The organism is Vibrio echinoideorum, from assembly GCF_024347455.1.
GTDB lineage: Bacteria > Pseudomonadota > Gammaproteobacteria > Enterobacterales > Vibrionaceae > Vibrio > Vibrio echinoideorum.
This window is the reverse complement of the sequence record NZ_AP025483.1, coordinates 2,918,786-2,944,917: the sequence shown is the minus strand read 5'-3', so window position 1 is coordinate 2,944,917 and position 26,132 is coordinate 2,918,786. Positions and strand designations below refer to the sequence as shown.

Below are 26,132 nucleotides of genomic sequence, written 5' to 3'. Positions count from 1 at the left end.
TATGGTTAGTTTATAATTATGTCTATTTTTCCATTTCCAGTGTAATCCACTGCTTTTGGTTCGCATATGCAAATTTATATGGTGTTTTTTTATGGTGACTTGCAGCTAGCTAAGTGTTTCGTCATTATGCGCGACTATTTTAAAGATTGATTGGCAGCCTTGAGCTGTAACATTCATGTAAGCACAACATAAACTCATAAATATAATTAAGGATTATCTGTGAAACAGAGTCTAAAACTAACAGATATAACGGCATTGGGCTTTATGCTTTTTGCGTTTTTCTTAGGTGCGGGTAACATTATCTTCCCACCTCTTGCTGGCCAATTGGCTGGTGACCACTTTCTTCCCGCTATGTTTGGTTTCTTGCTGACTGCCGTTGGTCTGCCATTAATCACTATTATTGCTGTGGCAGTGGCTGGTGGTTCTTGGGGTCACCTAACTAAAGATCTTCCTAAGCGAGCAGCAACCATCATGGCTGTGCTGATCTTTATTATCATTGGTCCTGCATTTGCTGCACCGCGTACTGGCCTTGTTGCTTATGAGATGGCGGTGAAGCCGTTCTTCATTGATGCCTCTCAAGCTCACCTTACGCTCTTTTCTATTGCATTCTTTGTGGTAGCGATGTTCTTCTCATGGTCGCAAGGTAAACTTATTGACGTCATTGGTAAGGTACTTACGCCTGTACTATTCGTTGGTTTGGTTGTACTTGCAGTTGCTGTGTTTGTTAACCCTCAGGGTGACATTCTTGCGGCACACGGTGAATACATTACTCAGCCACTAACCAAAGGTTTCCTTGAAGGTTACAACACCATGGATACTTTTGCTTCTTTGATGTTTGGCATGTTGATTGTTGATGCGATTCGCAGCAAAGGCATTACTGATCGCGCGGCGACGACTAAGTATCTGATCAGCGCAGGTTGCATTGCAGCAGCGGGTCTAGCGTTTGTTTACATCTCTTTGTTCTTCTTAGGCGCAACGAGTGCAACAGTTGCAGCGGGTGCTGACAATGGCGGCGCTATCTTAAGCCTTTACGTTCAATCACTGTTTGGCCCATCAGGTCAGCTTGTACTTTCAGTGATCGTATTGCTAGCTTGTCTAACAACGGCGATTGGCCTTGTATCCGCATGTTCTGATTACTTCAGCTCGTTAACACCGCTGTCTTACAAGACTTGGGTAATCATTAACGGTGTGGCTTGTGCAACCGTAGCGAATGTTGGCCTTTCTCAGCTTATTTCTCTGTCTGTACCCGTGCTGTTTGCACTGTACCCAGTCGCTATCGCGTTGGTTGCTCTGACGTTCTTGCGTAGCCGTTTCCCTAATCCAAAAGCCGCTTACCGTGTGGTTGTATTAGTGTCTCTACTGTTTGCTCTTATCGATGGCGCTAAAGTAGCGGGTATCGATGTATCTGCACTTAACATGCTGCCATTGTTTGAGATCGGCATGGGTTGGTTATTACCAACGACTGCGGCAATCATCTGCATGTTCTTTGTTGGTAAAGCAACAGAGCAAGAGATGGCAGAAGAGACGGCTTAATCTTCCGTTGAGATTAAATCGCTAGTCTGTATTCAATCAAAAATTGAATAGAAAAGGCCTCATTACTTCGCAGTAATGAGGCCTTTTTGTATCTAATCGATGATGTTCTTTCTGCCTGAAGCTCTTAGCTCTGAACTCTAAGGAAGCAGAACTTATAGCTTTTCGCTGTACTCGACGAGTACTTGTTCAACCCAAGTTGCGATACGTTCGTCGCTGAGTTCGTACTGTGAATCTTCATCCAGAGCCAAACCAACAAACTGAGACTTGTCTTCTGTTAATGCTTTAGATGCTTCGAATTCGTAGCTATCATCGTTTGGCCAGAAGCCAACAAACTCTGCTCCGGCGGTTTTTAGTTCGTCGTGCAATAGACCCATCGCATCCAAGAACCACTCTCCGTAACCTTCTTGATCGCCTAGACCAAACAGTGCCACAACCTTGCCTTTCATTGGTGTGGTTGCGATGTCTTCCCACAGTTCATTCCAGTCTTCTTGAATCTCACCGAAATCCCACGTAGAGATGCCAAGCAGTAAAAGGTCGTAGTCCGCCATAAAAGAAAGAGGGGTTTCTTTCACGTTATGGATATCAACTAGGTCTTCACCAATAATGCCGCGAATTTTCTCTGCTGCCATTTCGGTATAGCAGGTGGTTGAGCCGTAAAATAATCCAATTTTCATAGCAAACGTTCGATTTTAATTTCAGATGGCGAATTCTAACCATAAATCGACTTCGATTGCAGCGATTATCCGCTCAAGTCGTAATTTTTATGGCATTCATATTTGCTCTGACATACTCTCAAAACAGTTTCCAATATTGTGAGTAACACTATGCAGTCGCCTCAAGGGCAGAGCGCAGACCACGGTCTCGTTGAACAGTTTTTAGATGCTATGTGGATGGAGAGAGGGTTATCTGAGAATACTCTTGTCTCGTATCGTACCGATTTGTCAAAGCTACTTACGTGGATGGAAAAAAATAATTATCGTCTCGATTTTATTAGCCTTTCAGGGTTACAGGATTATCAAGGTTGGTTAGCCGACGCCGATTTTAAACAGACTTCTCGAGCTCGTATGTTGTCGGCAATTCGTCGTCTGTTCCAATACCTGCACCGCGAGAAAGTGAGAGGGGATGACCCAAGTGCATTGTTGATCAGCCCTAAACTGCCACACCGCCTACCGAAAGATTTAAGTGAAGAACAAGTTGATGCTTTGCTTGAGTCACCTGATCCCAACGATCCTATTGAGCTTCGCGACAAAGCGATGCTTGAGTTACTCTATGCTACTGGGTTGCGTGTTACGGAACTGGTCAGTTTAACGATGGAAAACATCAGCCTAAGACAAGGCGTGGTTCGTGTAATTGGTAAGGGCGGCAAAGAACGCTTGGTTCCGATGGGCGAAAATGCGGTGGATTGGATAGAGACTTTTATTGAACAAGGTCGCCCGCAATTACTCGGTGAAAAGAGTTCTGATGTCGTTTTCCCTAGCAAACGTGCCAAGCAAATGACCCGTCAGACGTTTTGGTACCGTATTAAGCATTATTCGGTTATTGCTGGTATCGATACTGAGTTATTGTCACCACACGTATTAAGACACGCTTTTGCGACTCATTTACTGAACTATGGTGCAGATCTCAGGGTCGTACAGATGTTGCTTGGGCATAGTGACTTATCGACAACTCAAATTTATACTCACGTGGCGACAGAAAGGCTGAAGCAAATTCACGCTCAGCATCATCCACGTGCTTAAATCCATTTATTTTTAAGGTGAACTTAATGAGCGTATTACGCCGTCTTCCTTTACTAGCGCTTCCTCTTATTATTACTGCATGCAATGCATCAGAAGCAAAAGTAGAACCAACATCAACAGCCGTAGAAGTTGCTCCAGCTCAAGCTATCGATACTGAAGCGTTAACTCAGCGTTTTGAAAAAATCGGTATCAAAGTAGATAAGATTGTTCCTTCGGATATCGATGGTCTGTTAGAGGTTCAAACGAACAGCGGTGTTATCTTTTCTTCTCCAGAGGGCGATCACTTTTTAGCCGGTACACTTTACTCTTTGGACGACAACGGTAAATTCAGCGATGTGCTTGCTGAGCGTCAAGCTCCATTAAATGCTGAAAAAGTTGCAGCAATGTCGGATACCGTCATCGAATATAAAGCAGATAACGAAAAGTACGTCGTGACAGTATTTACTGATATTACGTGCGGTTACTGTGTTCGTCTGCATAGCCAAATGCAAGGCTATAACGACCTAGGTATCACCGTTCGCTACATGGCTTACCCGCGCCAAGGCGCAACTGGACAAGTTGCCGACCAAATGGCAGCAATCTGGGCATCAGAAGATCCAAAAGCAGCGATGCACAATGCGAAAGTTAATCGTGAAATGCCATCGGCTGGTACTGATCTCACAGAGCAGAAGCAAATTATTGCGAAACAGTATCAACTGGGTCGTGAGCTTGGCATTAACGGCACTCCAGCTATCGTGCTAGCAAGTGGCGAGTTGGTGAGTGGTTACTTACCGCCAGCACAACTTATCCAACGTTTAGAGCAATAATATCGTTTCTGTATTGCCAATTTATCCCCCATGTTTTTGATTTAAGGAGTGGCCTGATTGATATCGGGCCCATTTTTATATGATAGAGATCCAACGCCGCCCTGAGGTCGACATTTCAGTCTTACCTGCTCACTTACCTGACTTGTTAAAGCGCATTTATGTGAGTCGCGGAATCGACAGTGCTGAGCAACTGGAGACGGCTGCGAAAGGCTTACACTCCTATCAAAAACTGGGTGGTATCGATGCTGCGGTAGAGCTGTTGTTCAACGCGATTCAGCAGCAAAAACGCATTATCATTGTCGGTGATTTTGATGCCGATGGCGCAACCAGTTCTGCACTGTCTGTGCTTGCTCTGCGTATGTTGGGCAGCTCTAACGTTGATTATCTGGTACCAAACCGTTTTGAAGATGGTTATGGCTTGAGCCCTGAGGTTGTCGAGCAGGCAATCGAACTTGGCGCTGAAGTAATCATGACGGTCGATAATGGTGTCTCTTCGATTGATGGTGTCCGTTTCGCGAAAGAGAAAGGGCTAGACGTTCTGGTTACAGACCATCACTTGCCAGGGAATGAATTGCCAATCGCTGATGCGATGGTCAATCCGAACTTAGAGAGCTGCGCTTTTCCTTCGAAAGCCTTGGCGGGTGTTGGTGTCGCTTTCTATCTGATGATGGCACTTTGTGTTCATATGCGTAAATTGAACTGGTTTGCAGAGCGCGGTATGACAGAACCTAAGCTGATGGAACTGATTGACCTTGTGGCACTTGGTACGGTCGCGGATGTGGTTCCACTCGATGAGAATAACCGAATCTTGGTACACCAAGGGCTACAACGCATTCGTGCGGGTAAAGCTCGTCCGGGTATTCAAGCCTTGATTGAAATTGCTAAGCGAGATGCTAAGCGTTTAGTCGCCTCCGATTTTGGTTTTGCGCTTGGTCCACGTATCAATGCGGCTGGCCGATTGGATGACATGTCTTTTGGTGTTGAGTTGTTGATGAGCAATAACATTCACGCCGCGCGTCGAATGGCCAGCGAGTTAGATGGCTTGAACCAGACACGTAAAGAGATCGAAGAGGGCATGAAACAAGAAGCGATGGCTTTTTGTGAGCGCCTTGAGTTTGGTAAAGATGACTTGCCTTCTGGCTTGGCGCTGTTCCAACGTGATTGGCACCAAGGTGTGATTGGTATTTTGGCTTCGCGTATCAAAGACAAATACCATCGTCCTGTTATTGCTTTCGCAGATGGCGGAGAAGGGACGATCAAAGGTTCTTGTCGTTCGATTCCGGGTTTGCATATGCGTGACGCTTTAGATCGTATTGATACACAAAACCCTGGATTGATTCTTAAGTTCGGTGGTCACGCAATGGCTGCAGGTTTGAGCATCATGGAAAAAGACTTTGATCGCTTCAATAAACTGTTCGACGATGTTGTGAAAAAAGAGCTCGGAGAAACTGCGCTCAAAGGCATTATCTTATCGGATGGTGAGTTGTTGCCAGAAGAGTTCTCAATGCATACCGCCGAAACTCTGCGTTCAGGTGGCCCGTGGGGCCAGGCTTTCCCAGAACCCATCTTTGATGGTGAATTTAAAGTGCTGCATCAAAAGCTGGTAGGTGAAAAACACCTTAAATTGATGCTAGAACCTCTATATAAAGGCCACCCAACCAATGTGATGATTGATGGTATTGCCTTCAATGTTGATTTACGTCGTTGGCCTGATGCGTCAGTGAAAACGGTTCATCTAGCATTTAAGCTGGATATCAACGAGTTTCGTGGCAACCAATCGTTGCAGTTGATGGTTGACCATATTGAAGCCAAATAGTTGAAGCTAAATAGCGTTATCGTTCACTGAATGATGTTCATCATTTAGTGCTAAATTCAACAAGCTCTGTTCAATAACAGGGCTTGTTTTCTTTCTTTCCCTTACAAATTTCACGTGTTTTTTCTGTCTGTCAATTTTATATTCCATTAAGTTGTTGAATCTTGGCTTTCCGCTCTAAAAAATTCTGTATCTCCGTCACACTTTTGAGTACAATTCTTCGGTTAAATTCTACTCATAAATGATGAGCTAAAATGTTTGAAATCAATCCTATTAAAAACCGTCTGCAGGATGTGTCTGAACGCACAAATATCCTGAGGGGGTATCTTTGACTATGACGCTAGAAAAGAGCGTCTAGAAGAAGTAAACGCAGAATTAGAACAACCGGATGTATGGAACGAACCTGAGCGTGCTCAAGCGCTAGGTAAAGAACGTTCTGCATTGGAAGCAGTAGTAGAAACGATCGACCAACTTGACCAAGGTGTTGAGGATGTTGAGGGTCTATTAGAGCTTGCGGTTGAAGAAGAAGACCAAGAAACGTTTGACGAAATCGAACCAGAATTAGCAGAGCTAGAAGCTAAGCTAGAAAAACTCGAATTCCGTCGTATGTTTGCTGGCGATCACGACGCATCAGATTGCTACATCGATTTACAGTCAGGCTCGGGCGGTACAGAAGCTCAAGATTGGACTTCAATGATGTTGCGTATGTACTTACGTTGGGCAGATTCGAAAGGCTTCAAGACTGAAGTGATCGAAGTGTCTGATGGTGATGTTGCTGGCCTTAAAGGCGCAACGGTACGTATTTCTGGTGAATACGCTTATGGTTGGTTACGTACAGAGACAGGTGTTCACCGTCTAGTTCGTAAGTCACCATTTGATTCAAGTGGCCGTCGTCATACTTCATTTGCATCTGCGTTTATCTACCCAGAGATTGATGACAACATTACGATCGATATTAATCCTTCTGACTTACGTATTGACGTATACCGTGCCTCTGGTGCTGGTGGTCAACACGTAAACACCACGGAATCGGCGGTACGTATTACTCACGTTCCAACCAACACCGTGGTTCAATGTCAGAATGACCGTTCGCAGCATAAGAACAAAGACCAAGCGATGAAGCAGCTACGTGCTAAGCTTTTTGAACTTGAGATTCAAAAACAAAATGCTGAAAAACAAGCGAGCGAAGAAACGAAATCAGACATTGGTTGGGGCAGTCAAATCCGCTCTTACGTACTGGATGATTCTCGTATCAAAGATTTGCGCACCGGCATCGAAAATCGCAATACTCAAGCGGTTCTTGACGGTGACTTAGACAAGTTTATTGAAGCTAGCCTGAAATCAGGTCTGTAAGCTTCACCAACTATTAAGCTTTACCAATAATATTGGTAAAAATGCCTATATTTTCAAAAATATAGCTGTCCAAATTATAAAAGCAAGGTACATCTCTAATGACTGATGCTGTTCAAAACGAAAACGCACAAGAAGCTTCTTCACGTGAAGAGAACAAACTAATCGCTGAGCGCCGTAGCAAGCTGGATCACATCCGCTTGAACTGCAAAGCGAACGGTCACCCAAATGATTTCCGTCGCGAGCACCTAGCTGGCGATCTTCAAGCGGAATTCGGTGAGAAGACTAAGGAAGAGCTAGAAGAGCTTAACCACATCGTTGCGATCGCTGGTCGTATTATGGCGAAGCGTGGTCCATTCCTTGCGATTCAAGAAACTTCTGGTCGTATCCAAGCATACGCAGCGAAAGACGTTCAAAAAGTACTGAAAGAGAAGTACCAAGGCCTAGATATCGGTGACATCATCGGTGTTAAAGGTGCGCTTCACAAATCAGGTAAAGGCGATCTTTACGTGAACATGGAAGAGTTTGAACTGCTAACGAAAGCACTTCGTCCTCTGCCAGAGAAGTTCCATGGTCTAACTGACCAAGAGATGCGTTACCGTCAGCGTTACGTTGACCTAATCGTGAACGAAGACTCTCGTAACACATTCATCGTGCGTTCTAAGCTTGTGTCTTCAATCCGTAACTTCATGAGCTCAAAAGGCTACCTAGAAGTTGAAACGCCAATGATGCACGTGATCCCAGGTGGTGCAACAGCACGTCCTTTTATCACTCATCACAACGCACTAGACATCGACATGTACCTACGTGTTGCACCTGAGCTTTACCTTAAGCGTCTAGTGGTTGGTGGTTTTGACCGTGTATTCGAGATCAACCGTAACTTCCGTAACGAAGGTCTTTCTCCACGTCATAACCCAGAATTCACAATGATGGAATTCTACCAAGCGTACTCTGACTACAAAGATCTAATGGATCTAACGGAAGAGATGCTAAGCACAGCAGCGATGGACGTTCTTGGTTCTACTTCTATGCCTTACGGTGATGAAACGGTTGAGTTTGGTGGCACTTACGCTCGCATGAGCATGTTCGATGCAATCAAACACTACACGCCTGAAAATGCAAACATTCAAGCTCTGAGTGAAGATGATCTTCAAAACAGAGAATTGATGGTTAAAATTGCAGAAGAAGTGGGTCTGTACGTTGAGACATTCTGGACTTGTGGTCAGCTTCTTGAAGAGATCTTTGGTGAAACGGCTGAGCCTCAGCTAATTCAACCAACGTTCATCACGGGTTACCCAGCGGATATTTCTCCACTGGCTCGTCGTAGCGACAGCAACCCATTCTTCACAGACCGCTTTGAGTTCTTCATCGGTGGCCGTGAGGTAGCGAACGGTTTCTCTGAGCTTAACGATGCACAAGATCAAGATGAGCGTTTCAAAGCACAAGTTAACGCAAAAGACGCGGGTGATGACGAAGCGATGTACTACGATGCAGACTACATTACTGCACTAGAGCACGGCCTACCGCCAACTGCGGGTCAAGGTATCGGTATCGACCGTCTAGCTATGCTATTTACAAACACGCACACAATCCGTGACGTGATCTTGTTCCCGGCAATGCGTCCACAAGCGTAATTTTCGCTTACGGTTCGTCACAGATCATTTAATTGAAAAGCCACCTTCGGGTGGCTTTTTCTGTTTTATGACTTTAAAACCTTGCCTGTACCGCACTCTTGATTCGAAAAATCACTATTTCTGACATAGTCTTACTATTGAGACAAAAAATCTAAGATAGTCTCACTATTATACGTCTCGGCGCTGAATACGATCTCGTGGCATTTTGTCGAATTATCAGCATTAAACCTCGTATTAGTCTGATTTAAATAAAAATAGAATAAGGAAGAAGGATGGGAACTCAATTTAAGATGGATTCCTTACCAGGTTCTCTTATCGTCGTTGGTGGTGCGTACGAACCCTGGTTATCAGTGTTAGAACAAGTGGGTTGGCAGTGTACCCAGTGTGCAGATTTACGAAAAGCAGATGCCTTGATTGCTGACATTGGCCCATGTATTGGCATTGTGGATCTTAGCCATGATGAGTTTAGTCTCAATGGCATTGCTAACCTCGTGAGTAACAACAAACAGGTGAGGTGGCTCGCTTTTATCCGTGAATCGCAATTAAGCTCCGATACGATCTGCCAATTTATCGTTAACTTCTGTATCGACTTTTTCACGGCACCAATTCCTGACACTCAACTGCTCAGTACTATTGGTCATCAACTGGGCATGCTCAAGCTTGAGCAGAAAGTATGGCCAAATTACGGCATCAATAACAATATGGGCTTACTGGGCGACTCAGTAGCTGTGAAGCGCTTGAGAGACCAAGTAAAGCGTATTGGGCCGACAGATGTCAGTATTCTTATCTACGGAGAGAGTGGAGCCGGTAAAGAGACCATCGCACGTTCCATTCATCAAAACTCTTCACGATCGCAAAAACCATTTTTGACGGTCAATTGCCGTGCTTTGTCTGAAATGAGAATAGAGTCAGAGGTGTTTGGTATCTCTGCATTGGAAGGTGCTGCACCTTGCATGTTGCAAGAAGCCGATGGCGGAACCATCTTGCTTAACGATGTATTGGCAATGCCACGCAATCAACAACTGAACCTTTTACGCTTTTTACAAGAAGGCAAGATAGATACGGTGGAAGGACCTAAATCTATCGATGTGCGTATTTTGGCGGCGAACTCATCTGATATCGAAAAAGCCTTGATTGAGGGAGACTTCAATGAAGAGCTCTATCATTACATCAATGTACTGCGTATCCATGTTCCAAGTTTGAAAGAGCGTGTTAGTGATATTTCGGTTCTAGCGAATCACTTTTTACGAGAATACTCAAAAGAGTTTAACGCTCAAGCGAAAAGCTTTTCAGACGATGCTATCCGCTCGATGAATCGCTATCATTGGCCTGGTAACGTGCGCGAACTGATGAATCAGATCAAACGTGTTGTGTTGATGTCGGATACGGTGATCATTGAAGATCACCAACTCGATTTACCAAAACAGAATGATGAACGCCGCAGCTTGAAAAGCATTCGTGAGCGTTCCGAGCGCGACGCGTTACTGGTTGTCTTGGAATCTTACGGTGGGCAAGTTTCGTTGGCAGCTAAGGAACTCGGAGTATCACGAGCAACCATGTACCGTTTGCTGAACAAACACAGCCTGATTTCTGAAGGTGTTATTTAGATCTCTCAATCTCAATGACTCTGTTGGTTGGTACAAATTCAAGAGCCACGTCATCATGCGTGGCTTTTTTTTTGTATTCGTAAGTCGTCATTTGGCCGCTAGATCGCGAGTTAATTGCTGAGTCGTTCTTTAATATCTGAATTGCTAAGAGAGATATGCTGTGATTTTATATAATTATAGTGAATATGTTATATTTAAATGAATATGCAACTGATATTTCAGGTGAATGCATTGTTTTAAAAGTGTAAATCAATTAGCGGTTGAATTATATACTCACTTGGTTAGACTTTAACCGTGAAAGCAATGCTTTAACAAAGACTTAATTGCTTTTATATCCCATTTTTTTTTGGATTTTTTAGTTAGTTTGGAGGCGCAAATGAAACATTTCGATTTTATACAGCATATTTGCGCGTCGTTTGATCCGTGTACTGACATGGTGGCTGCTATGCCACAAATATCAGCCATGGCCGATCGAAACACCCAAGATAAACCTAACTAATAGATCCGTACCCTTATTTGGCTGCGGAAAAATAGCAGCTAAGTGAGAAGCCCTCATACTATCTAACACGCTATTTTTCCTCAGTTTATTCAACAACTGGAGAGTTATTATGCGTCACTCAGTCTATTTAAAACTAGCAACAGTCCTTATCCGTGCAGATCTTCGTCGTGAAGAACGTGAATGGCAACGAAAAGTTCGTCGAAGTTCATATGACCTACCTTGGTACAATACTCACTTATTGAGAGATATTGGCCTTGAAGCCGATGGTCGACCAATTGGTTTTTCTGAACCAGAAGTTGTCACTATTGAACGTCGAGTGCGTCATCTTCGCCGTGTCTTAAGTGCGCGAATACCGACGTAATCTGCGGGGTTGATAGCACCTTTCAACCCCCATTATGAGTAACAGTGATAGTTATGGCGTCGAAAGTACAAACTTTTGAACTAGAACTGGCCAAAAAAGAGAAGCACTTGCTTCTCTTTTTTGCTTTTTTAAGCCGTTATGTATGACTTTTTAAGTCGTTATCTAGCAAAGGAAAAGAGTTCTACTACTCTTTATAGAGCAAGGGAGGACGGCTATGCAAAAGCATCAATTAGACATGTGGTTACATGGAGAGCATAAAGACTCTTATCAAACACCGAAAGTGTACGTTATTGGTTGTTCTGATATCTCAGAATATTTACTAGCCGTAGAGTACAAGCATAAATTGGAGCCTGTTAAACAAGATGGCGAGCCGCTTCATTTTGGATCCTTGGATCAAGTGAAAGAGGAGTTACTTCGACTTGGTTTTGAAAAGGCCTATCTTCGTTTACACAACGCGTATGATGAGTTTGGTAATGAGCCAAGTCAAAGCTACTGTGATATTGAGCTGGCGCTCAAACCTCATTAGAGAGCGTTTGTAGCTAGAGGTTAATTCTAGTTACAGGCTGTTTGTAACATACTGATAGTTTTGTCTATCTATGCTAGATAAAAAGCTCTATGCGTAATGTGTCGTAAGCAGCTTATGAGTGAACTGAGTCCGTAAGTAAAAACCACGAGGTTTAGTCTTGATGGGTTTACCACTAGAACCATAAGCTTCCGTTAACACACGACTGTTTGCCGCTTTTGGGCGCAAATGCAGTGCTTCTCCATGCCTCGCAGTGATCTGTTCTACATTACCTAACACAATCAACTCCATCAGCTCTTCCCAGTCTCTTTTCAGGATCTCGTCTTCAGCCTTGCTTGGTGCCCATAGTAATGGCGACCCGACATGTCTTTCTGCCAACGGGATCTCTCGCTCGCCTTCAACAGGGATCCACAATACTTTAGACAATTTATTTCTAACGTGGCTAGTTTCCCATGTTATGCCTTGCACACCTATGAGCGGGGCGACACAAACAAACGTGGTTTCGAGAGGTTTTCCAGAATAACCAATCGGGATGCTTTTAAGCTCGATGCCTAGTTTGGCAAAGTCTTGTTCTGGCTTACTGCCAGCTGGCGCACCCAAATGCCATTCCAATAACTGCCCAACCCAACCTTTATCACGCTTAAGGTCGTTTGGTATTGCCATCTCGGCTTCATCGGCTAGCTCTTTAAAGGTCATTCCGGCAATAGCATACGCTCTGTCTAACAGCTCTTGTTGAGTTTGTGGTTCTGGTTTCATAATAAAAGGCATGATCAAAAAAACGATTTTACCAGAAGTTATCACCATATGACGACTGGTTAAGAAATGATCTCCTTATTAATAAAGGGATCAAACTCATGGTTATCCACAGGACATAAAGGTAATTAATTGAAATATTAATTTAGTGTATAAATGAACAGGGGTTTGTGGTGGATAAAATGCTTGCTAAATGGGGGGTAAAATGAATCTTTGCCTTGTCAGTGTGGATAAACACCGGAGTGGTTGATCTTTAACCACGCTCTGTTTTTAAAAGATCTTTTGTTTTTCAATGGTTCTTTAAATTGTAATTATATTGATTAATTCATTGATTTTAAATGATTTAAATCTGTTGGTTTTGATTTGTTACTTTAAGTGTTGATGAATCTATGGATTAAAAAAAACGATTGCGGGGAATTCTTCACATAGTTATTCACAGAAAAGGTGAATAAATGTGGTCTATGTCTCACTATTGTGTGGGTAACTAGAATTTGAGCAAAACTTATCCATATTCCTAGTTAATATTCATAAATATAGCGCTTATCACGTCACTAAGTTTGCTCCGATTGGGGATATGTGGAAAAATCAGAGTAATTAAAAATTTTGGATAGAGGTTGGCCAGTGATAGATGGCGATGGTTACCGATTAAATGTTGGTATTGTAATCTGTAACAACCATGGTCAGGTCTTCTGGGCTAAACGATACGGGCAACATTCATGGCAATTCCCTCAAGGGGGAATCGATGAAGGTGAAACTCCGGAACAGGCAATGTACCGCGAGTTGTATGAAGAGGTTGGCCTTACTAAAAAGGATGTAAAGATCGTCGCGACAAGTCGTCATTGGTTACGCTATAAGCTACCCAAACGACTGGTTCGGTGGGATTCTAAACCTGTCTGTATTGGACAAAAGCAGAAGTGGTTCCTTTTGCGCTTAGATTGCGATGAATCGCATATCAATATGCAGCGTGGAAGTACACCTGAGTTTGATGGTTGGCGTTGGGTGAGTTACTGGTACCCAGTTCGACAAGTTGTTTCTTTCAAGCGAGATGTTTACCGTCGAGCGATGAAAGAATTCGCATCTTTAGCAATGCCGTTTAAAGAGCGAAAAACAAAAGGAAAACGCAAATTGCGTAGAGGTTAAAGCATGCTCAGTCAACTAAGGGAAATAGTTGAACACGTATCAAGAGTTGAAGATGTGTCGACGGCTCTTGATATTTTAGTTAAAGAGACATGCAGTGCGATGCAGACGGAATGTTGCACCGTGTATTTGGCAAATAATGATATGCAGCGTCTTGAGTTGATGGCAACTCAAGGCCTGATCTTCAAAGGTAATAGTATTCACATTGGTTTTGACGAAGGCTTGGTTGGCCTTGTTAAGAGAAGTGCTGAACCTATCAACCTTGCACAAGCGTCTGCTCACCCTGCTTATAAGTTTTTTCCAGAGCTTGGAGAGAAGGTTTATCACTCTTTTCTAGGCACTCCGATTATCCATCGCAAGCAAGTGCTTGGCGTTTTGGTTATTCAACAAAAGTCCCCTCGTTTATTCAGTGAGATGGAAGAGTCTTTCCTTGTCACTCTCTCTGCACAGCTTGCGGTTATTGTGGCGCATGCCCAAACCCAAGGTCATTGGTTATTAGAACAACAAAAGTTGCCTGCGACGAAAGGTATCGCTGCGTCATCTGGCGTTGCGATTGGTGATTTGTGGTGGGACAACACGCAGCCTGAATTAACCGATGTTTATCCTGCATCTACGCTTAATGTTGAAAGAGAACATGAGTTGCTGGCAGTCGCCGTCGAGAATGCTCTCAATGACTTTAAGCGAATGCGCAAGCGCTTGGACAGCGAAATCAATAAAGACGCGTTGGCGATCTTTGACCTGTTTACTCACTTACTCAACGATCCCATGTTGCGCAAGGATCTTAAAAGCCAAATTCAGAAAGGCGATAAAGCCGATTGGGCATTAAGGCAAGTTGTTGAGAGTTACTCTAACCGTTTTGCTCGTATGTCTGATGTTTATCTTCGAGAGAGAGCGCAAGACATCCGAGAACTCGGACAAAGGCTGCTGTATTTCCTTCATAACTCTGAGCATGAACTCCGCACATTAGATAAGCCTATTATTCTGGTAGTCCGTGAATTAACGGCCTCTGTTTTAGCGTCGATTCCAAAAGAAAAGCTGTTGGCTGTCATTTCCTTAGAGGGGGCGGCGAACTCTCACGCGGCGATCTTATCTCGTGCTCTTGGCATTCCTTCTGTCATGGGAGTTAATCTCAACCTTGCTCAAGCGAATGGCAAGCAAGCCATTGTTGATGGGTATAGCGGTGAGATCTTTATTGAGCCGACTCAAAACTTACTCAGTGAATACCAAGGGCTGATTTTAGAAGAAGGCGAGCTCTCTTCTATGGTCAACCGAGAATTATACTTACCCGCAAAAACACAAGATGATCTACAGGTAGAGATTCTGCTTAATGCGGGTTTGAGTGCTGATACCAATATTGCGATTAACCAAGGGGTGGATGGCGTAGGCCTGTATCGAACAGAAATCTCTTTCTTATTACAACAAAGGTTCCCGTCAGAAGACGAACAGTTCAAGCAGTATCGTTCTGTGCTCGCGAGCTATCCGGAGAAGCAAGTTGTAATGCGTACACTCGATATAGGCGGTGATAAGGCGTTACCTTACTTCCCTATTGAGGAGGACAATCCGTTCCTTGGCTGGCGTGGTATTCGTTTTACACTCGATCACCCCGATATATTTATTATCCAGTTGCGTGCGATGTTACGTGCGAGTTGTGATAGTCAGAATTTGAGTATCTTGTTGCCGATGATCTCTAGCACTCAAGAACTGGATGATACAGTTCAACTCATCGAGCAAGCCTACGATGAAGTGTATGAGCTAGACAGTCGAGTTCGTATGCCGCGTATCGGTATCATGATTGAAGTGCCATCAATGCTTTACCTTCTTCCGCTTATTGCGGATAAAGTTGATTTCGTTTCGGTGGGCACCAATGACTTAACACAATATTTATTGGCGGTTGACCGGAACAATTCCCGCGTCTCTGATGTCTATGAATCCATGCACCCTGCAGTGATCATGGCATTGAAACACATCCATGATACTTGTAAGCAATATCAATTGCCTGTGTGTATATGTGGAGAGCTCGCGGGTGATCCAATGGGCGCATTGCTCTTGATTGGGCTAGGGTATGAGACGTTAAGTATGAATACCTCAAATGTCGCAAGGACTAAATATTTGATACGCCAGTCTAACCTGAGTGAATTGCAGGATTTAGCAAATAAGGCACTTTCAAAACCGTATGGTCGTGACATCTATAGTATGATGCTCAACTATTTCGAAGAGCATGAATTTACAGGCTTCATTCGAGCTGGTAAAAAATAGGATTTGACGTGTCATATGAACTAATAGGCTTGTTAGCAGGCCTTGGTGCTGTTGTTGGTGTTTTAGCGGGTTTGCTCGGCATTGGTGGTGGCTTACTAGTGGTTCCTGCCTTGCTATTTTTGCTTCCTAAAGCGGGTATTCCTCAAGAATTTGCTATGCAAATGGCATTGGCTACTTCGCTATCAACCATTATTGTTACGTCAGGATCATCTGCGATTAACCACTTAAAACTGGGGAACGTAGAGATATTTGTCGTCAAGTGGTTGATGCCGGGTGTGGTAGTGGGTGGTTTCCTGGGTTCTTTTGTAGCCGACGTTATTCCTGCTCAATATCTACCGAAAGTGTTTGGTGCGATCGTATTGGTGTTAGCGTTACAAATGCTATTGTCGATTCGTTCTACGAGTCAGAAAACGATGCCGAGCTCTGGGAAAACCATATTATGTGGTGGTGGTATTGGCTTGGTCTCAAGCTTAGCTGGTATTGGTGGTGGATCTTTATCTGTGCCTTTCCTTAATCATCATGGTGTGGAAATGCGTAAGGCCGTGGGTTCATCTTCGGTGTGCGGCTTTGTTATCGCTATTTCAGGAATGCTAGGGTTTATTTGGCATGGTTCATCTGTAGATGATCTTCCTGCGTATAGTTTGGGTTATGTTTATCTACCGGCTTTAGTCGCAATATCTTGTACTTCAGTTCTGACCACGCGAATTGGCGCTAAACTGGCCACTCAACTACCAACCCCCGTATTGAAGAAGTTCTTTGCGGTATTTTTAATGTTTATAGCGGCCACTATGCTGCTGTAGTGTCTTTTCTGTTAGCTATTGAGCTAACCGTTATTCAATTTAGATAGAGAGCCAAGTATGTCTCAGGGTTTTATCGAATTCCCAAATATCGATCCTGTTCTTATTGAACTAGGACCAATTTCAGTTCGTTGGTACGGCTTAATGTACCTTGTTGGTTTTATGTTTGCTCTTTGGCTAGCAAATCGCCGAGCTGATCAACCTGATAGCGGATGGACTCGAGAGCAAGTATCAGACCTATTATTTGCCGGCTTTCTAGGTGTCGTGCTTGGTGGTCGTATTGGCTACGTACTTTTCTATAACTTTGATCTTTTCTTAGCTGATCCGCTTTACCTATTTAAGGTGTGGACCGGTGGTATGTCTTTCCACGGTGGTTTACTTGGTGTGATCACCGCAATGTTTTGGTATGCCAAAAAGAACGGTCGTACCTTCTTTGGTGTCGCAGACATGATTGCACCATTAGTCCCATTTGGTTTAGGTATGGGGCGTTTAGGTAACTTCATGAACAGCGAACTATGGGGACGTGTCACTGATGTGCCATGGGCAATCGTGTTCCCGAATGGTGGTCCACTTCCGCGTCATCCATCTCAGCTTTATGAAATGGCGCTTGAAGGTATTGTGCTGTTCTTCATCTTAAACTGGTTTATCAAAAAGCCACGTCCTCTTGGTTCTGTATCAGGGTTATTCCTGGCAGGGTATGGTACATTCCGCTTCTTAGTTGAATACGTACGTGAACCTGATGCTCACCTAGGCTTGTTCGGTGGATTTATTTCTATGGGACAAATTCTGTCATTGCCGATGGTTATTATCGGTGTGCTGGTGATGGTTTGGGCATACAAGCGTGGTCACTACAAAGACGAATTACCACAACAAACGAAGTAAGGAATTGGTGTGAAACAGTATTTAGAACTCTGTCAGCGTATTGTTGACGAAGGTGTTTGGATTGAAAATGAACGAACAGGCAAGCGCTGCCTAACTGTGATCAATGCGGACCTTGAGTATGATGTTGGCAATAACCAATTCCCACTGGTAACAACACGTAAGAGCTTCTGGAAAGCGGCTGTTGCTGAACTGCTTGGCTATATTCGCGGTTACGATAATGCTGAAGACTTTCGCAAACTAGGGACTAAAACCTGGGATGCGAACTCTAACTTGAATGAAGCGTGGTTGAACAACCCTTATCGTAAGGGCGAAGACGACATGGGCCGTGTTTATGGTGTTCAAGGACGTGCATGGGCAAAGCCGGATGGTGGTCATATCGACCAACTGAAGAAGATTGTTGATGATTTAACGAACGGTATTGATGACCGCGGCGAGATCTTAAACTTTTACAATCCAGGTGAGTTCCATATGGGTTGTTTGCGTCCGTGTATGTACAGTCACCATTTCTCTTTGCTTGGTGACACTCTGTACCTAAATAGCACCCAGCGCTCTTGTGACGTGCCATTAGGCCTGAACTTCAACATGGTTCAAGTTTATGTGTTCCTAGCTATCATGGCGCAAATCACAGGCAAGAAAGCAGGTGTGGCTTACCATAAGATTGTTAACGGTCATATCTACGAAGACCAATTAGCGCCAATGCGTGACATCCAGTTGAAGCGTGAGCCCCTAGCGGCAGCGACATTCCATATTAACCCTGAGATTAAGTCTCTTGAAGACTTAGAAACATGGGTAACGATGGACGACTTCTGGATTGAAGGTTACGAATGCCACGAAGCGATTAAGTACCCGTTCTCCGTGTAATCTAATTTGCTTTGTTTGATTGAAAGGCTGCCTCTGTGCAGTCTTTTTATTTAGTAATGCTTAGCTTGCTTACTATTTGTAAAACCAATAGTCTTGGGTGATTATCTCTAACCACTGAACCATTATGACTCGCTCGCATTGCTTTATACTGCAACACGACTTTCCTATTTCTTTCTACCCTGACAAAAATCAGTTAGTGATTGATAGTGAAGAGATTCATTTAGAACCATTGCAAGCAAGATTGCTCAGCTATTTTATCGAAAATCGTGGGTTAGTGGTTAGCACGCAACAGATAGCTGCCGATGTGTGGCAAAGGACTCAAGTGTCTGACAATTTAGTCAGACAGGTCATCAGTTTGCTGCGCTGTCAGCTTCAGGATAAATCACGTCCATATAGCATCATTCAGACTATTCCTAAGCAAGGTTACCTGTTCGATATAGAAGTGACTCAGCCGAGCGTCGAATCCACTCCCGTTGAGGACGCCTCCCAACCTAAAGCTCTTGTTGCTAAGTCCAAAAAGAAAACCATCGCCCTGATTACAACTGCAGTCTTCTCGGTTGGCTTGATAGCAACTTGGGTATGGCAAACCAAAGTATCAACTAATGATACTGTCGGTATTGCCTCTTATCAAAGTGATGTAATTCCCGTTTATATCCATGATATTACGCTCGATTCTACGAATGAATATGAGATGTCAGAAAGCGTATACAACTATCTTTTCTATGGATTGAATTCGGCTAAAAATTTATCGGGTTACCACTTCTCTCAGCTTTCGAAACATAGCAAGCAATCACTTGCCAATAATGGTGTCGAACTCAAAGGTTGGCTCAAGAAAAAGGGCGGTGACTATGTACTGAGCGTGCTTATACAAAATAACCGCCAGCCTAATCAAAGTCAGAAAGTGGAAAAGAGATTTAGCCAAGATAACTTCTTCGATGCCATTGGGGATGTGATTCTTGAGATCAAAGCCATTATTGTACCAATGACCTCAGAATACGGCCTGGCAAACCATCGAGTGACTTCTATTGATAACTACGCTGATTGGAGTGTTATCTCAGAGGGAATATCGCTTTTTTACCAAGGTAAAGGTGGTCAGCCATTTGCGGACATTGCACTTCAACTGGGTGCGATTCAACAGCAAGGAAGAGACAATTATCTGGTCAATGCTTTACTGTCGTATTCGCAATCTCTGGCTTATTTGCAAAGTCATCAGCAGGAAGATCGCGAACAAGCATTACAATTAGCAAAGCAAGCATTTGAGATGAATCCGCGTTGTGATATCGCCAACCTTACATTAGGTCTTGCACTGTTAATCAACCAACATGCCAATCAAGCTTTCCCTTACCTCTCTTATGCAGCTGAAAGTACACCGAGCCCAATCAGCTTTTATTTGCTTAGTGTGGCTGACAAGCTATCGGATAATCCCAAGGGCTCGCAATACAACTATCAACGCTATACCGAAGTGAAAAAAGAGCATAGCGGCCAACTGTTTGATCTGATTGAATCTTTATAAAAAACAAACCTTTCCTAAACCTCGAAATACGCTTTGAAGCGAAGGTGTTGAGGAATCGCTGATAGCAACGGTATTGTCGTAATATTTCCTTGTGCCAACTGGTTTCCTACATGTTTGATTATTGTTTGGAATCAGACTCGATTGCCTTGCATCAAGCGTAGAAACATCGACTTCCACATACTGTTAACCAAATCATTAATTATTTGGGGTACACACATGTTGAAGAAGTTTGCTTTTCAGATCATTCCAATTCAGATCTTCTTATTCGTCTTTTGGTTCAAAAATGGCTTTATCGATAAAGTGATGGGCGTTGTACTTGGCTTTGTCACGCCAGATACCGCTTATGCTGGAGATACCTGGGCAGGTTGGAAAGGTTATATTGTAGGAACTTGGGACAAGAGCCAAATCGGTCATGCTCTACTGAGTCCAACATTCGATTTTATGTTCCCGATTCTGATTGCTTTGCAATGTGTTCCGTTTTTACTGGTTATTCGCTCGGTACTTGCCGGTGAGTTTATGGTTGGAAAAGAACGTCCATGGTTACTCTATGCTGCCTTTACCTCTCTGTTTGTGACCAGTTGTATGGCTTTCACGCAAACCATCACAGGCGCAAGCGACGGACAATATTTATGGCAATTTATCGGCTTTGGTATGGTTGCCATCATGTACCTTCGTAACGAGCAGGGTAAGTAAGCGGTCTTTAAATAATTGTTGAAGATGCGGATAATCGGGATGTGAGATACAGGGCACGAAGAGCTTATATAAGATAATGTTGAAAGCGATGCCTTTCGTTACTCTATTGGTATCACTTCGTATCTGTTTTTGCTCTTCGCCACTCGTTTACTCGCCCCCCTCATCTGTTTTGATGCCTGCTTTTAGAAAAGAAAAAGCCCGCAACCTAGGTTGCGGGCTTTACTATAAGCGATGTGTCTTGCTAGCGGTTAAGCTATCGAATTATTTAGCTATTAAGCCGTAAGTGCTAACACGGTACCAGGCAGTACAAGGAATACCGCAACAAGGTAACCAGCCACTACAGCTTTGTTTTTCACTGCCATGTCAGAAATAATATCAGATGCTTTCACAGGAAGTTCACGTAGGAACGGAATACCAAAGATGAATACCGTTGCCATGATGTTGAACACCAAGTGTACTAGAGCAATCTGTAGGGCGAATACTGCAAACTCACCAGATACTGCTGTTGCTGCTAATAGAGCGGTAATACAAGTACCGATGTTTGCACCCAAAGTGAAAGGATAAACGTCACGTACTTTTAGAACGCCAGAGCCTACTAGTGGAACCATCAAGCTTGTTGTTGTAGAAGAAGACTGAACAAGGATAGTAACGATAGAGCCAGAAGCGATACCGTGAATAGGACCACGACCGATTGCGTTCTTTAGAATCTCACGAGCACGACCAACCATTAGGCTCTTCATTAGCTTGCCCATTACAGTGATAGCTACGAAGATTGTTGCGATACCAAGAACGATAAGCATGATACCGCCTACAGTGTCGCCAAACGTTGATAGTGGCTCTTTAATCGCACTGACTACAGGTTTAGTGATTGGTTTGATGAAGTTTAGACCCCCCATACTCATATCACCTGTTGCTAGCATCGGTGATACTAACCAGTGAGAAATTTTCTCTAGAATACCAAATGCCATCTCTAATGGTAGGAAGATAGCGACAGCCAATAGGTTAAAGAAGTCGTGAATAGTCGCACTTGCGAAGGCACGCTTGAACTCTACTTTACAACGGACATGACCAAGGCTAACTAGCGTATTGGTTACGGTTGTACCAATGTTGGCACCCATGATCATTGGAATTGCTAGCTCAACAGGTAAACCACCTGCCACAAGGCCAACGATAATTGAAGTAACTGTACTTGATGATTGAATAAGTGCTGTTGCCACTAAGCCGATCATTAAGCCTGCAACTGGGTGTGAAGCAAATTCAAAAAGAACTTTTGCTTGTTCGCCTGTTGCCCATTTGAAGCCTGTACCTACCATTGAAACTGAAAGTAATAGTAGGTAAAGCATGAATGCCAAGTTAGCCCAGCGTAGCCAACGAGTAGAGCTCGAAATAGGCGCTGCTACAGTAGTAGCTTGGTTCATAATGTTTTCTCCATTGGACCGTTTAAGTCTGAGTGTGGTCTGTTTGTTTAATCTGAGCGTGATGTTAGAGGGGAAATATTTCAGTAATATTACATTTTGGTGTAGGTAAGACTTTTTTGTGATGATTTGCTGTTTAAATATTTTAATAGCAAATGTTGGTGATTTAAGTGACTGTTTTAGATGATCTTTATTGGTGATTTTAATGAGTGATATAGATCTTAAAAGTTAGAAAAAAATTGAAAATAATCGCCTTAATATTACATTATGAAATTACACACTTCGATAAAATAAGTGGTAATGGGTGTTTAGGTTAGGTTTTTCCGAGTTTGTTGAGTGGGAGTGTCATATTTGGTATAACAGGGTATCGACTCTTTCATTACGGCACATCTATGTCGCACCTCAACTATAACCACCTTTATTACTTCTGGATGGTTTGCAAACAAGGTTCTGTCACTAAAGCTGCAGAAGCTCTATTTTTAACACCACAAACGGTAACAGGTCAGATAAAAGCGTTAGAAGAGCGTATGGATGGCAAGTTAACTAAGCGGAATGGGCGCAGCGTTGAGCCGACTGAGCTGGGTCAGTTGGTATTTAAGTATTCAGACCGTATGTTTGGTTTGAGTTATGAAATGCTGGATATTGTGAATTACAGCCAACATTCAAATATTTTGTTTGATGTTGGCGTTGCGGATGCTCTGTCCAAAAGGCTCGTCAGCAAAGTTCTGATGTCGACCATCCCTTCAGATAACAGTATTCATTTACGCTGCTTTGAATCTACCCATGAAATGCTTTTGGAACAACTCTCTCAACATAAGCTTGATATGATCTTATCTGATTGTCCTGTTGATTCTAGCCAAAGCCCAGGCTTGTTTAGTAAAAAACTAGGCGAGAGTGGTATGAGTTTTTTCTGTTCAGGCAGTGTCGAAGACGTGAGTTTCCCCGCTGTATTAGAAGAAAGAAAACTGTTAATCCCGGGCAGCCGAACTTCTATGGGGCGTAAAGTTCTGCAATGGTTCGATAGACAAGGGCTTAAGCCTGATATTTTAGGTGAGTTTGATGATGCTGCATTGATGAAAGCCTTTGCTCGTTATCATCATGACGCCATTTTCTTAGCTCCCACACTCTATATGTCTGAAGTTGAAGAAGACACATCACTACAGTTGTTGGGTGGTATTGAAGAGTTAAAAGAGGAGTACTACGTCATATTTGCTGAGAGGATGATCCAACATCCAGCAGTAAAAAATGTATGTGACGCAGATTTTAGCAAATTGTTCGAGTGAGATTGTTTGTTAATGAATTGATATCGATTATCATAACCCTACCATATGCCGGAAATACTGATAGCCCGTAGTTGGCGTAAAGGTTGTAGGGAGCCAAACTATGAACTTAAAAGAGATGGAGAAGAACTCAGCACAAGCTGTGATTCTACTCAAAGCCATGGCCAACGAGCGTCGCTTACAGATCTTGTGCCTATTACATGGTACTGAGCTGTCGGTTGGGGAGTTGTGTGGTAAGTTGGAACTGAGTCAGTCTGCTTTATCTCAACACCTTGCGTGGTTGAGAAGAGATGGTTTGGTCGAAACTCGTAAAGAGGCTCAGACGGTGTATTACACATTGAGCAGTGAAGAAGTAAAAGCGATGATTAACCTACTGCATGGTATGTACTGCAAGTAGCTTGTTGCTGGTGGATTAGCTCATTTCCCATCAGAAATAAGGCCGGCACAAGGAAGTGTCGCTATTTATTAGTGAGAGTTAGACAATTATTAGTAAGACTTAGAAAAGTATTCGCCAAATTTTAGATATAAAAAAACCGGCCAAGGCCGGTTTTTACGTTTTGCGTTGTAATCAAATTTCTATTAAAGAGCTTTGATTGCAGCAGCGAAACGAGACTTATGACGTGCAGCTTTATTCTTATGAATAAGGCCTTTAGTCGCCATGCGGTCTAGAAGAGGTGTAACTTCTACAAGAGCAGCAGTTGCAGCTTCTTTATTGCCAGCTTCAATAGCTGCAATAGTTTTTTTCATGTAAGTGCGCATCATAGAACGACGGCTAGCATTGTGCTGGCGACGTTTCTCAGCTTGGATAGCGCGCTTCTTAGCAGATTTACTGTTTGCCAAGGGTCTAACTCCCAAAAACTTAGTTCGGTGACAATTTAAGGGCGAGGACTATCCCTCTTTAACTCTTAATTGTCAAATGATTTGTGCAAAAACCAATCGTAGCCAAAACAAATTTTGGTATGGAAAGGTTATCGCGGTTAAGATGGCGGGGATTCTAACAGCATTTTTAGACCAATGCTAATAATTATGCTTCTAAGGATAGGATAGTCTTTATCCTTGCTTGAAAGTAATCAACCAGTGTCAGAGGTTTTTGTGAGTAAACGACTATTAAAGTCAGGCCTGATTGTCAGTGCAATGACTTTTGTTTCCCGTGTGTTAGGGCTAGTACGTGATGTAGTAGTCGCAAATTTGATGGGGGCAGGAGCGAGTGCCGACGTATTTTTCTTCGCGAATAAAATTCCTAATTTTTTACGTCGACTTTTTGCCGAAGGCGCTTTTTCTCAAGCCTTTGTGCCGGTATTGACGGAATATCACGCCGCAGGTGATAAAGATAAAACTCGAGACTTGATAGCAAAGGTGTCCGGTACACTTGGGGTGTTGGTTTCCATTGTGACGGTGCTTGGGGTATTAGGCTCTGGAGTTATCACCGCAATGTTTGGCGCGGGGTGGTTTATCGACTGGCTTAATGATGGCCCATCAGCACCAAAATTTGAGCTTGCGAGCTTTATGCTCAAAATTACCTTTCCCTATTTGTGGTTTATTACCTTTGTTGCTTTGTCTGGTGCGATTCTCAATACATTAGGTAAGTTTGCTGTTTCTTCTTTTACGCCTGTGTTTTTGAACGTGATGATTATCGGCGCAGCATGGTTTATTTCTCCTAATTTGGAACAACCTGAAATTGGCTTAGCCATCGGTGTGTTTCTTGGGGGATTAGTCCAATTTCTTTTCCAAATGCCATTTTTGATAAAAGCGGGTGTATTGGTTAAGCCGAAGTGGGGTTGGAGAGATCCTGGCGTAGTTAAGATCCGCACCTTGATGATCCCAGCTTTGTTCGGTGTATCAGTTAGCCAAATCAACTTATTATTCGACACATTTATCGCCAGTTTCCTAGCGACCGGTTCAATCAGTTGGTTGTATTACTCAGACCGATTACTCGAATTCCCATTGGGGCTGTTCGGGATTGCGATTGCAACCGTGATTCTTCCAGCTTTATCCCGTAAACACGTCGATGCTCAAAATGAAGGTTTCTCCCAAACGATGGACTGGGGCGTACGCATGGTTTTGCTTCTAGGTATTCCTGCTATGTTGGGTCTCATCGTTTTAGCTAAGCCAATGTTGATGGTGTTGTTCATGCGTGGTGAGTTTTCCCCGCATGATGTGCATCAAGCGTCAATGTCGCTGGTGGCTTACGCGTCAGGTTTGCTTAACTTTATGCTAATCAAGGTATTGGCTCCGGGCTATTACTCTCGCCAAGATACCAAAACACCCGTTAAGTACGGCATTATCGCCATGGTCACCAATATGGTGTTCAACGCGATCTTTGCGTATTTCTATGGCTATGTCGGCTTGGCGATAGCGACAGCATTGTCCGCTTTCGTGAATATGGCGTTGTTATATCGTGGATTGCATCTTGCGGGTGTGTATCAATTATCTAAGACAACCTTGTTGTTTAGTGCCAAGTTGATTATCTCGGGTGTGGTGATGGTTGCGGCTATTTTATGGCAGTTGGATAATATGCAACAGTGGCTTGAATGGGGTTTCAGCCAGAGAGCTCTTACATTAACAGGCTTGATTGGACTTGGTGGCTTTGTTTATATTGTTTCGATACTGGTTTTAGGTATCCGAGTAAAACATTTAAAAGCAGCGACAGATTAATACTGATTAGTATATAATCCGTCGG

23 protein-coding genes are annotated in these 26,132 nt (G+C 43.4%); 19 read left to right on the top strand and 4 right to left on the bottom strand.

Features of this window, described 5'->3' with window-relative positions; all coding sequences use genetic code 11:
• The first annotated feature begins 219 nt into the window (after positions 1-219).
• Positions 220-1,533 carry a branched-chain amino acid transport system II carrier protein gene (gene brnQ / locus OCV36_RS13310; protein ID WP_017072861.1) on the top strand — a complete coding sequence of 438 codons (1,314 nt, stop codon included), beginning with the start codon at positions 220-222 and terminating at the stop codon, positions 1,531-1,533.
• A 152-nt stretch (positions 1,534-1,685) separates the two neighbouring features.
• Here brnQ and fldB read toward each other — a convergent pair whose 3' ends face one another.
• Entirely contained in the window at positions 1,686-2,207 is a 522-nt protein-coding gene (gene fldB, locus OCV36_RS13305; RefSeq protein ID WP_004735008.1) for a flavodoxin FldB, read from the bottom strand.
• Between the two features lie 150 nt (positions 2,208-2,357).
• Between fldB and xerD the strand changes: the two genes are divergently transcribed.
• The 8 genes from xerD to OCV36_RS13265 all read left to right on the top strand — a co-directional run bounded on the left by xerD (position 2,358) and on the right by OCV36_RS13265 (position 11,868).
• Positions 2,358-3,272, top strand: coding sequence for a site-specific tyrosine recombinase XerD (xerD, locus tag OCV36_RS13300; protein ID WP_135458728.1), 915 nt, complete (start codon positions 2,358-2,360; stop codon positions 3,270-3,272).
• A gap of 26 nt (positions 3,273-3,298) precedes the next feature.
• The gene (locus tag OCV36_RS13295) at positions 3,299-4,078 is read left to right on the top strand and encodes a thioredoxin fold domain-containing protein (protein WP_135458729.1); all 780 of its coding nucleotides are present in this window, start codon (positions 3,299-3,301) and stop codon (positions 4,076-4,078) included.
• Between the two features lie 79 nt (positions 4,079-4,157).
• The gene (gene recJ / locus OCV36_RS13290; RefSeq protein WP_135458731.1) at positions 4,158-5,894 is read left to right on the top strand and encodes a single-stranded-DNA-specific exonuclease RecJ; all 1,737 of its coding nucleotides are present in this window, start codon (positions 4,158-4,160) and stop codon (positions 5,892-5,894) included.
• 251 nt (positions 5,895-6,145) lie between these two features.
• A protein-coding gene (prfB, locus tag OCV36_RS13285; RefSeq protein WP_099426155.1) for a peptide chain release factor 2 occupies positions 6,146-7,244 on the top strand; the annotation gives its coding sequence in 2 pieces (ribosomal slippage) (positions 6,146-6,220 and positions 6,222-7,244; 1,098 coding nt in all).
• A 98-nt stretch (positions 7,245-7,342) separates the two neighbouring features.
• Entirely contained in the window at positions 7,343-8,875 is a 1,533-nt protein-coding gene (gene lysS, locus OCV36_RS13280; RefSeq protein WP_017072865.1) for a lysine--tRNA ligase, read from the top strand.
• Positions 8,876-9,147: 272 nt separating this feature from the next.
• Positions 9,148-10,482 (top strand): cyclic-di-GMP-binding transcriptional regulator VpsR, encoded by a 1,335-nt coding sequence (vpsR, locus tag OCV36_RS13275; RefSeq protein ID WP_017072866.1) that lies wholly within the window; start codon positions 9,148-9,150, stop codon positions 10,480-10,482.
• A 608-nt stretch (positions 10,483-11,090) separates the two neighbouring features.
• The gene (locus OCV36_RS13270; RefSeq protein WP_135458733.1) at positions 11,091-11,342 is read left to right on the top strand and encodes a DUF1127 domain-containing protein; all 252 of its coding nucleotides are present in this window, start codon (positions 11,091-11,093) and stop codon (positions 11,340-11,342) included.
• A gap of 214 nt (positions 11,343-11,556) precedes the next feature.
• Positions 11,557-11,868 (top strand): DUF6482 family protein, encoded by a 312-nt coding sequence (locus OCV36_RS13265; protein ID WP_004735016.1) that lies wholly within the window; start codon positions 11,557-11,559, stop codon positions 11,866-11,868.
• 87 nt (positions 11,869-11,955) lie between these two features.
• Here the strand turns inward: OCV36_RS13265 and mutH are convergent, their stop codons facing one another.
• Positions 11,956-12,621 (bottom strand): DNA mismatch repair endonuclease MutH, encoded by a 666-nt coding sequence (gene mutH, locus OCV36_RS13260; RefSeq protein ID WP_102550912.1) that lies wholly within the window; start codon positions 12,619-12,621, stop codon positions 11,956-11,958.
• Between the two features lie 618 nt (positions 12,622-13,239).
• Here mutH and rppH point away from each other — a divergent pair.
• The 7 genes from rppH (at position 13,240) to OCV36_RS13225 (ending at position 20,757) form a co-directional block, all read left to right on the top strand.
• On the top strand, positions 13,240-13,758 hold the full coding sequence (gene rppH, locus OCV36_RS13255) for an RNA pyrophosphohydrolase (RefSeq protein WP_009848435.1): 519 nt from the start codon (positions 13,240-13,242) through the stop codon (positions 13,756-13,758).
• Between the two features lie 3 nt (positions 13,759-13,761).
• Positions 13,762-16,011, top strand: a complete 2,250-nt coding sequence (ptsP, locus tag OCV36_RS13250) for a phosphoenolpyruvate--protein phosphotransferase (RefSeq protein WP_017072869.1) — start codon at positions 13,762-13,764, stop codon at positions 16,009-16,011.
• Between the two features lie 8 nt (positions 16,012-16,019).
• Complete coding sequence (locus OCV36_RS13245; RefSeq protein ID WP_017072870.1) at positions 16,020-16,811, top strand: sulfite exporter TauE/SafE family protein; 792 nt, start codon at positions 16,020-16,022, stop codon at positions 16,809-16,811.
• A gap of 57 nt (positions 16,812-16,868) precedes the next feature.
• A complete protein-coding gene (gene lgt / locus OCV36_RS13240; RefSeq protein WP_135458735.1) occupies positions 16,869-17,690 on the top strand; it encodes a prolipoprotein diacylglyceryl transferase in 822 nt (273 codons plus the stop codon).
• A 9-nt stretch (positions 17,691-17,699) separates the two neighbouring features.
• Positions 17,700-18,551: a thymidylate synthase gene (locus OCV36_RS13235; protein ID WP_065207250.1), complete on the top strand. Its 852-nt coding sequence runs from the start codon at positions 17,700-17,702 to the stop codon at positions 18,549-18,551.
• A 124-nt stretch (positions 18,552-18,675) separates the two neighbouring features.
• On the top strand, positions 18,676-20,064 hold the full coding sequence (locus OCV36_RS13230) for a winged helix-turn-helix domain-containing protein (RefSeq protein ID WP_135458738.1): 1,389 nt from the start codon (positions 18,676-18,678) through the stop codon (positions 20,062-20,064).
• Positions 20,065-20,280: 216 nt separating this feature from the next.
• Positions 20,281-20,757, top strand: a complete 477-nt coding sequence (locus OCV36_RS13225; RefSeq protein WP_065207252.1) for a hypothetical protein — start codon at positions 20,281-20,283, stop codon at positions 20,755-20,757.
• A 272-nt stretch (positions 20,758-21,029) separates the two neighbouring features.
• On the opposite strand, the gene OCV36_RS13220 is transcribed toward OCV36_RS13225, so the two are convergent.
• Entirely contained in the window at positions 21,030-22,175 is a 1,146-nt protein-coding gene (locus OCV36_RS13220) for a Na/Pi symporter (RefSeq protein WP_135458740.1), read from the bottom strand.
• A 389-nt stretch (positions 22,176-22,564) separates the two neighbouring features.
• On the opposite strand from OCV36_RS13220, the gene nhaR reads away from it, so the two are divergent.
• Complete coding sequence (nhaR, locus tag OCV36_RS13215) at positions 22,565-23,455, top strand: transcriptional activator NhaR (RefSeq protein WP_017072875.1); 891 nt, start codon at positions 22,565-22,567, stop codon at positions 23,453-23,455.
• A 100-nt stretch (positions 23,456-23,555) separates the two neighbouring features.
• Positions 23,556-23,849, top strand: a complete 294-nt coding sequence (locus OCV36_RS13210) for an ArsR/SmtB family transcription factor (RefSeq protein ID WP_009848443.1) — start codon at positions 23,556-23,558, stop codon at positions 23,847-23,849.
• Positions 23,850-24,031: 182 nt separating this feature from the next.
• Here the strand turns inward: OCV36_RS13210 and rpsT are convergent, their stop codons facing one another.
• Positions 24,032-24,292: a 30S ribosomal protein S20 gene (gene rpsT, locus OCV36_RS13205; protein WP_012603273.1), complete on the bottom strand. Its 261-nt coding sequence runs from the start codon at positions 24,290-24,292 to the stop codon at positions 24,032-24,034.
• Between the two features lie 252 nt (positions 24,293-24,544).
• Between rpsT and murJ the strand changes: the two genes are divergently transcribed.
• Positions 24,545-26,107, top strand: a complete 1,563-nt coding sequence (gene murJ, locus OCV36_RS13200) for a murein biosynthesis integral membrane protein MurJ (protein WP_135458743.1) — start codon at positions 24,545-24,547, stop codon at positions 26,105-26,107.
• Positions 26,108-26,132: the final 25 nt, after the last annotated feature.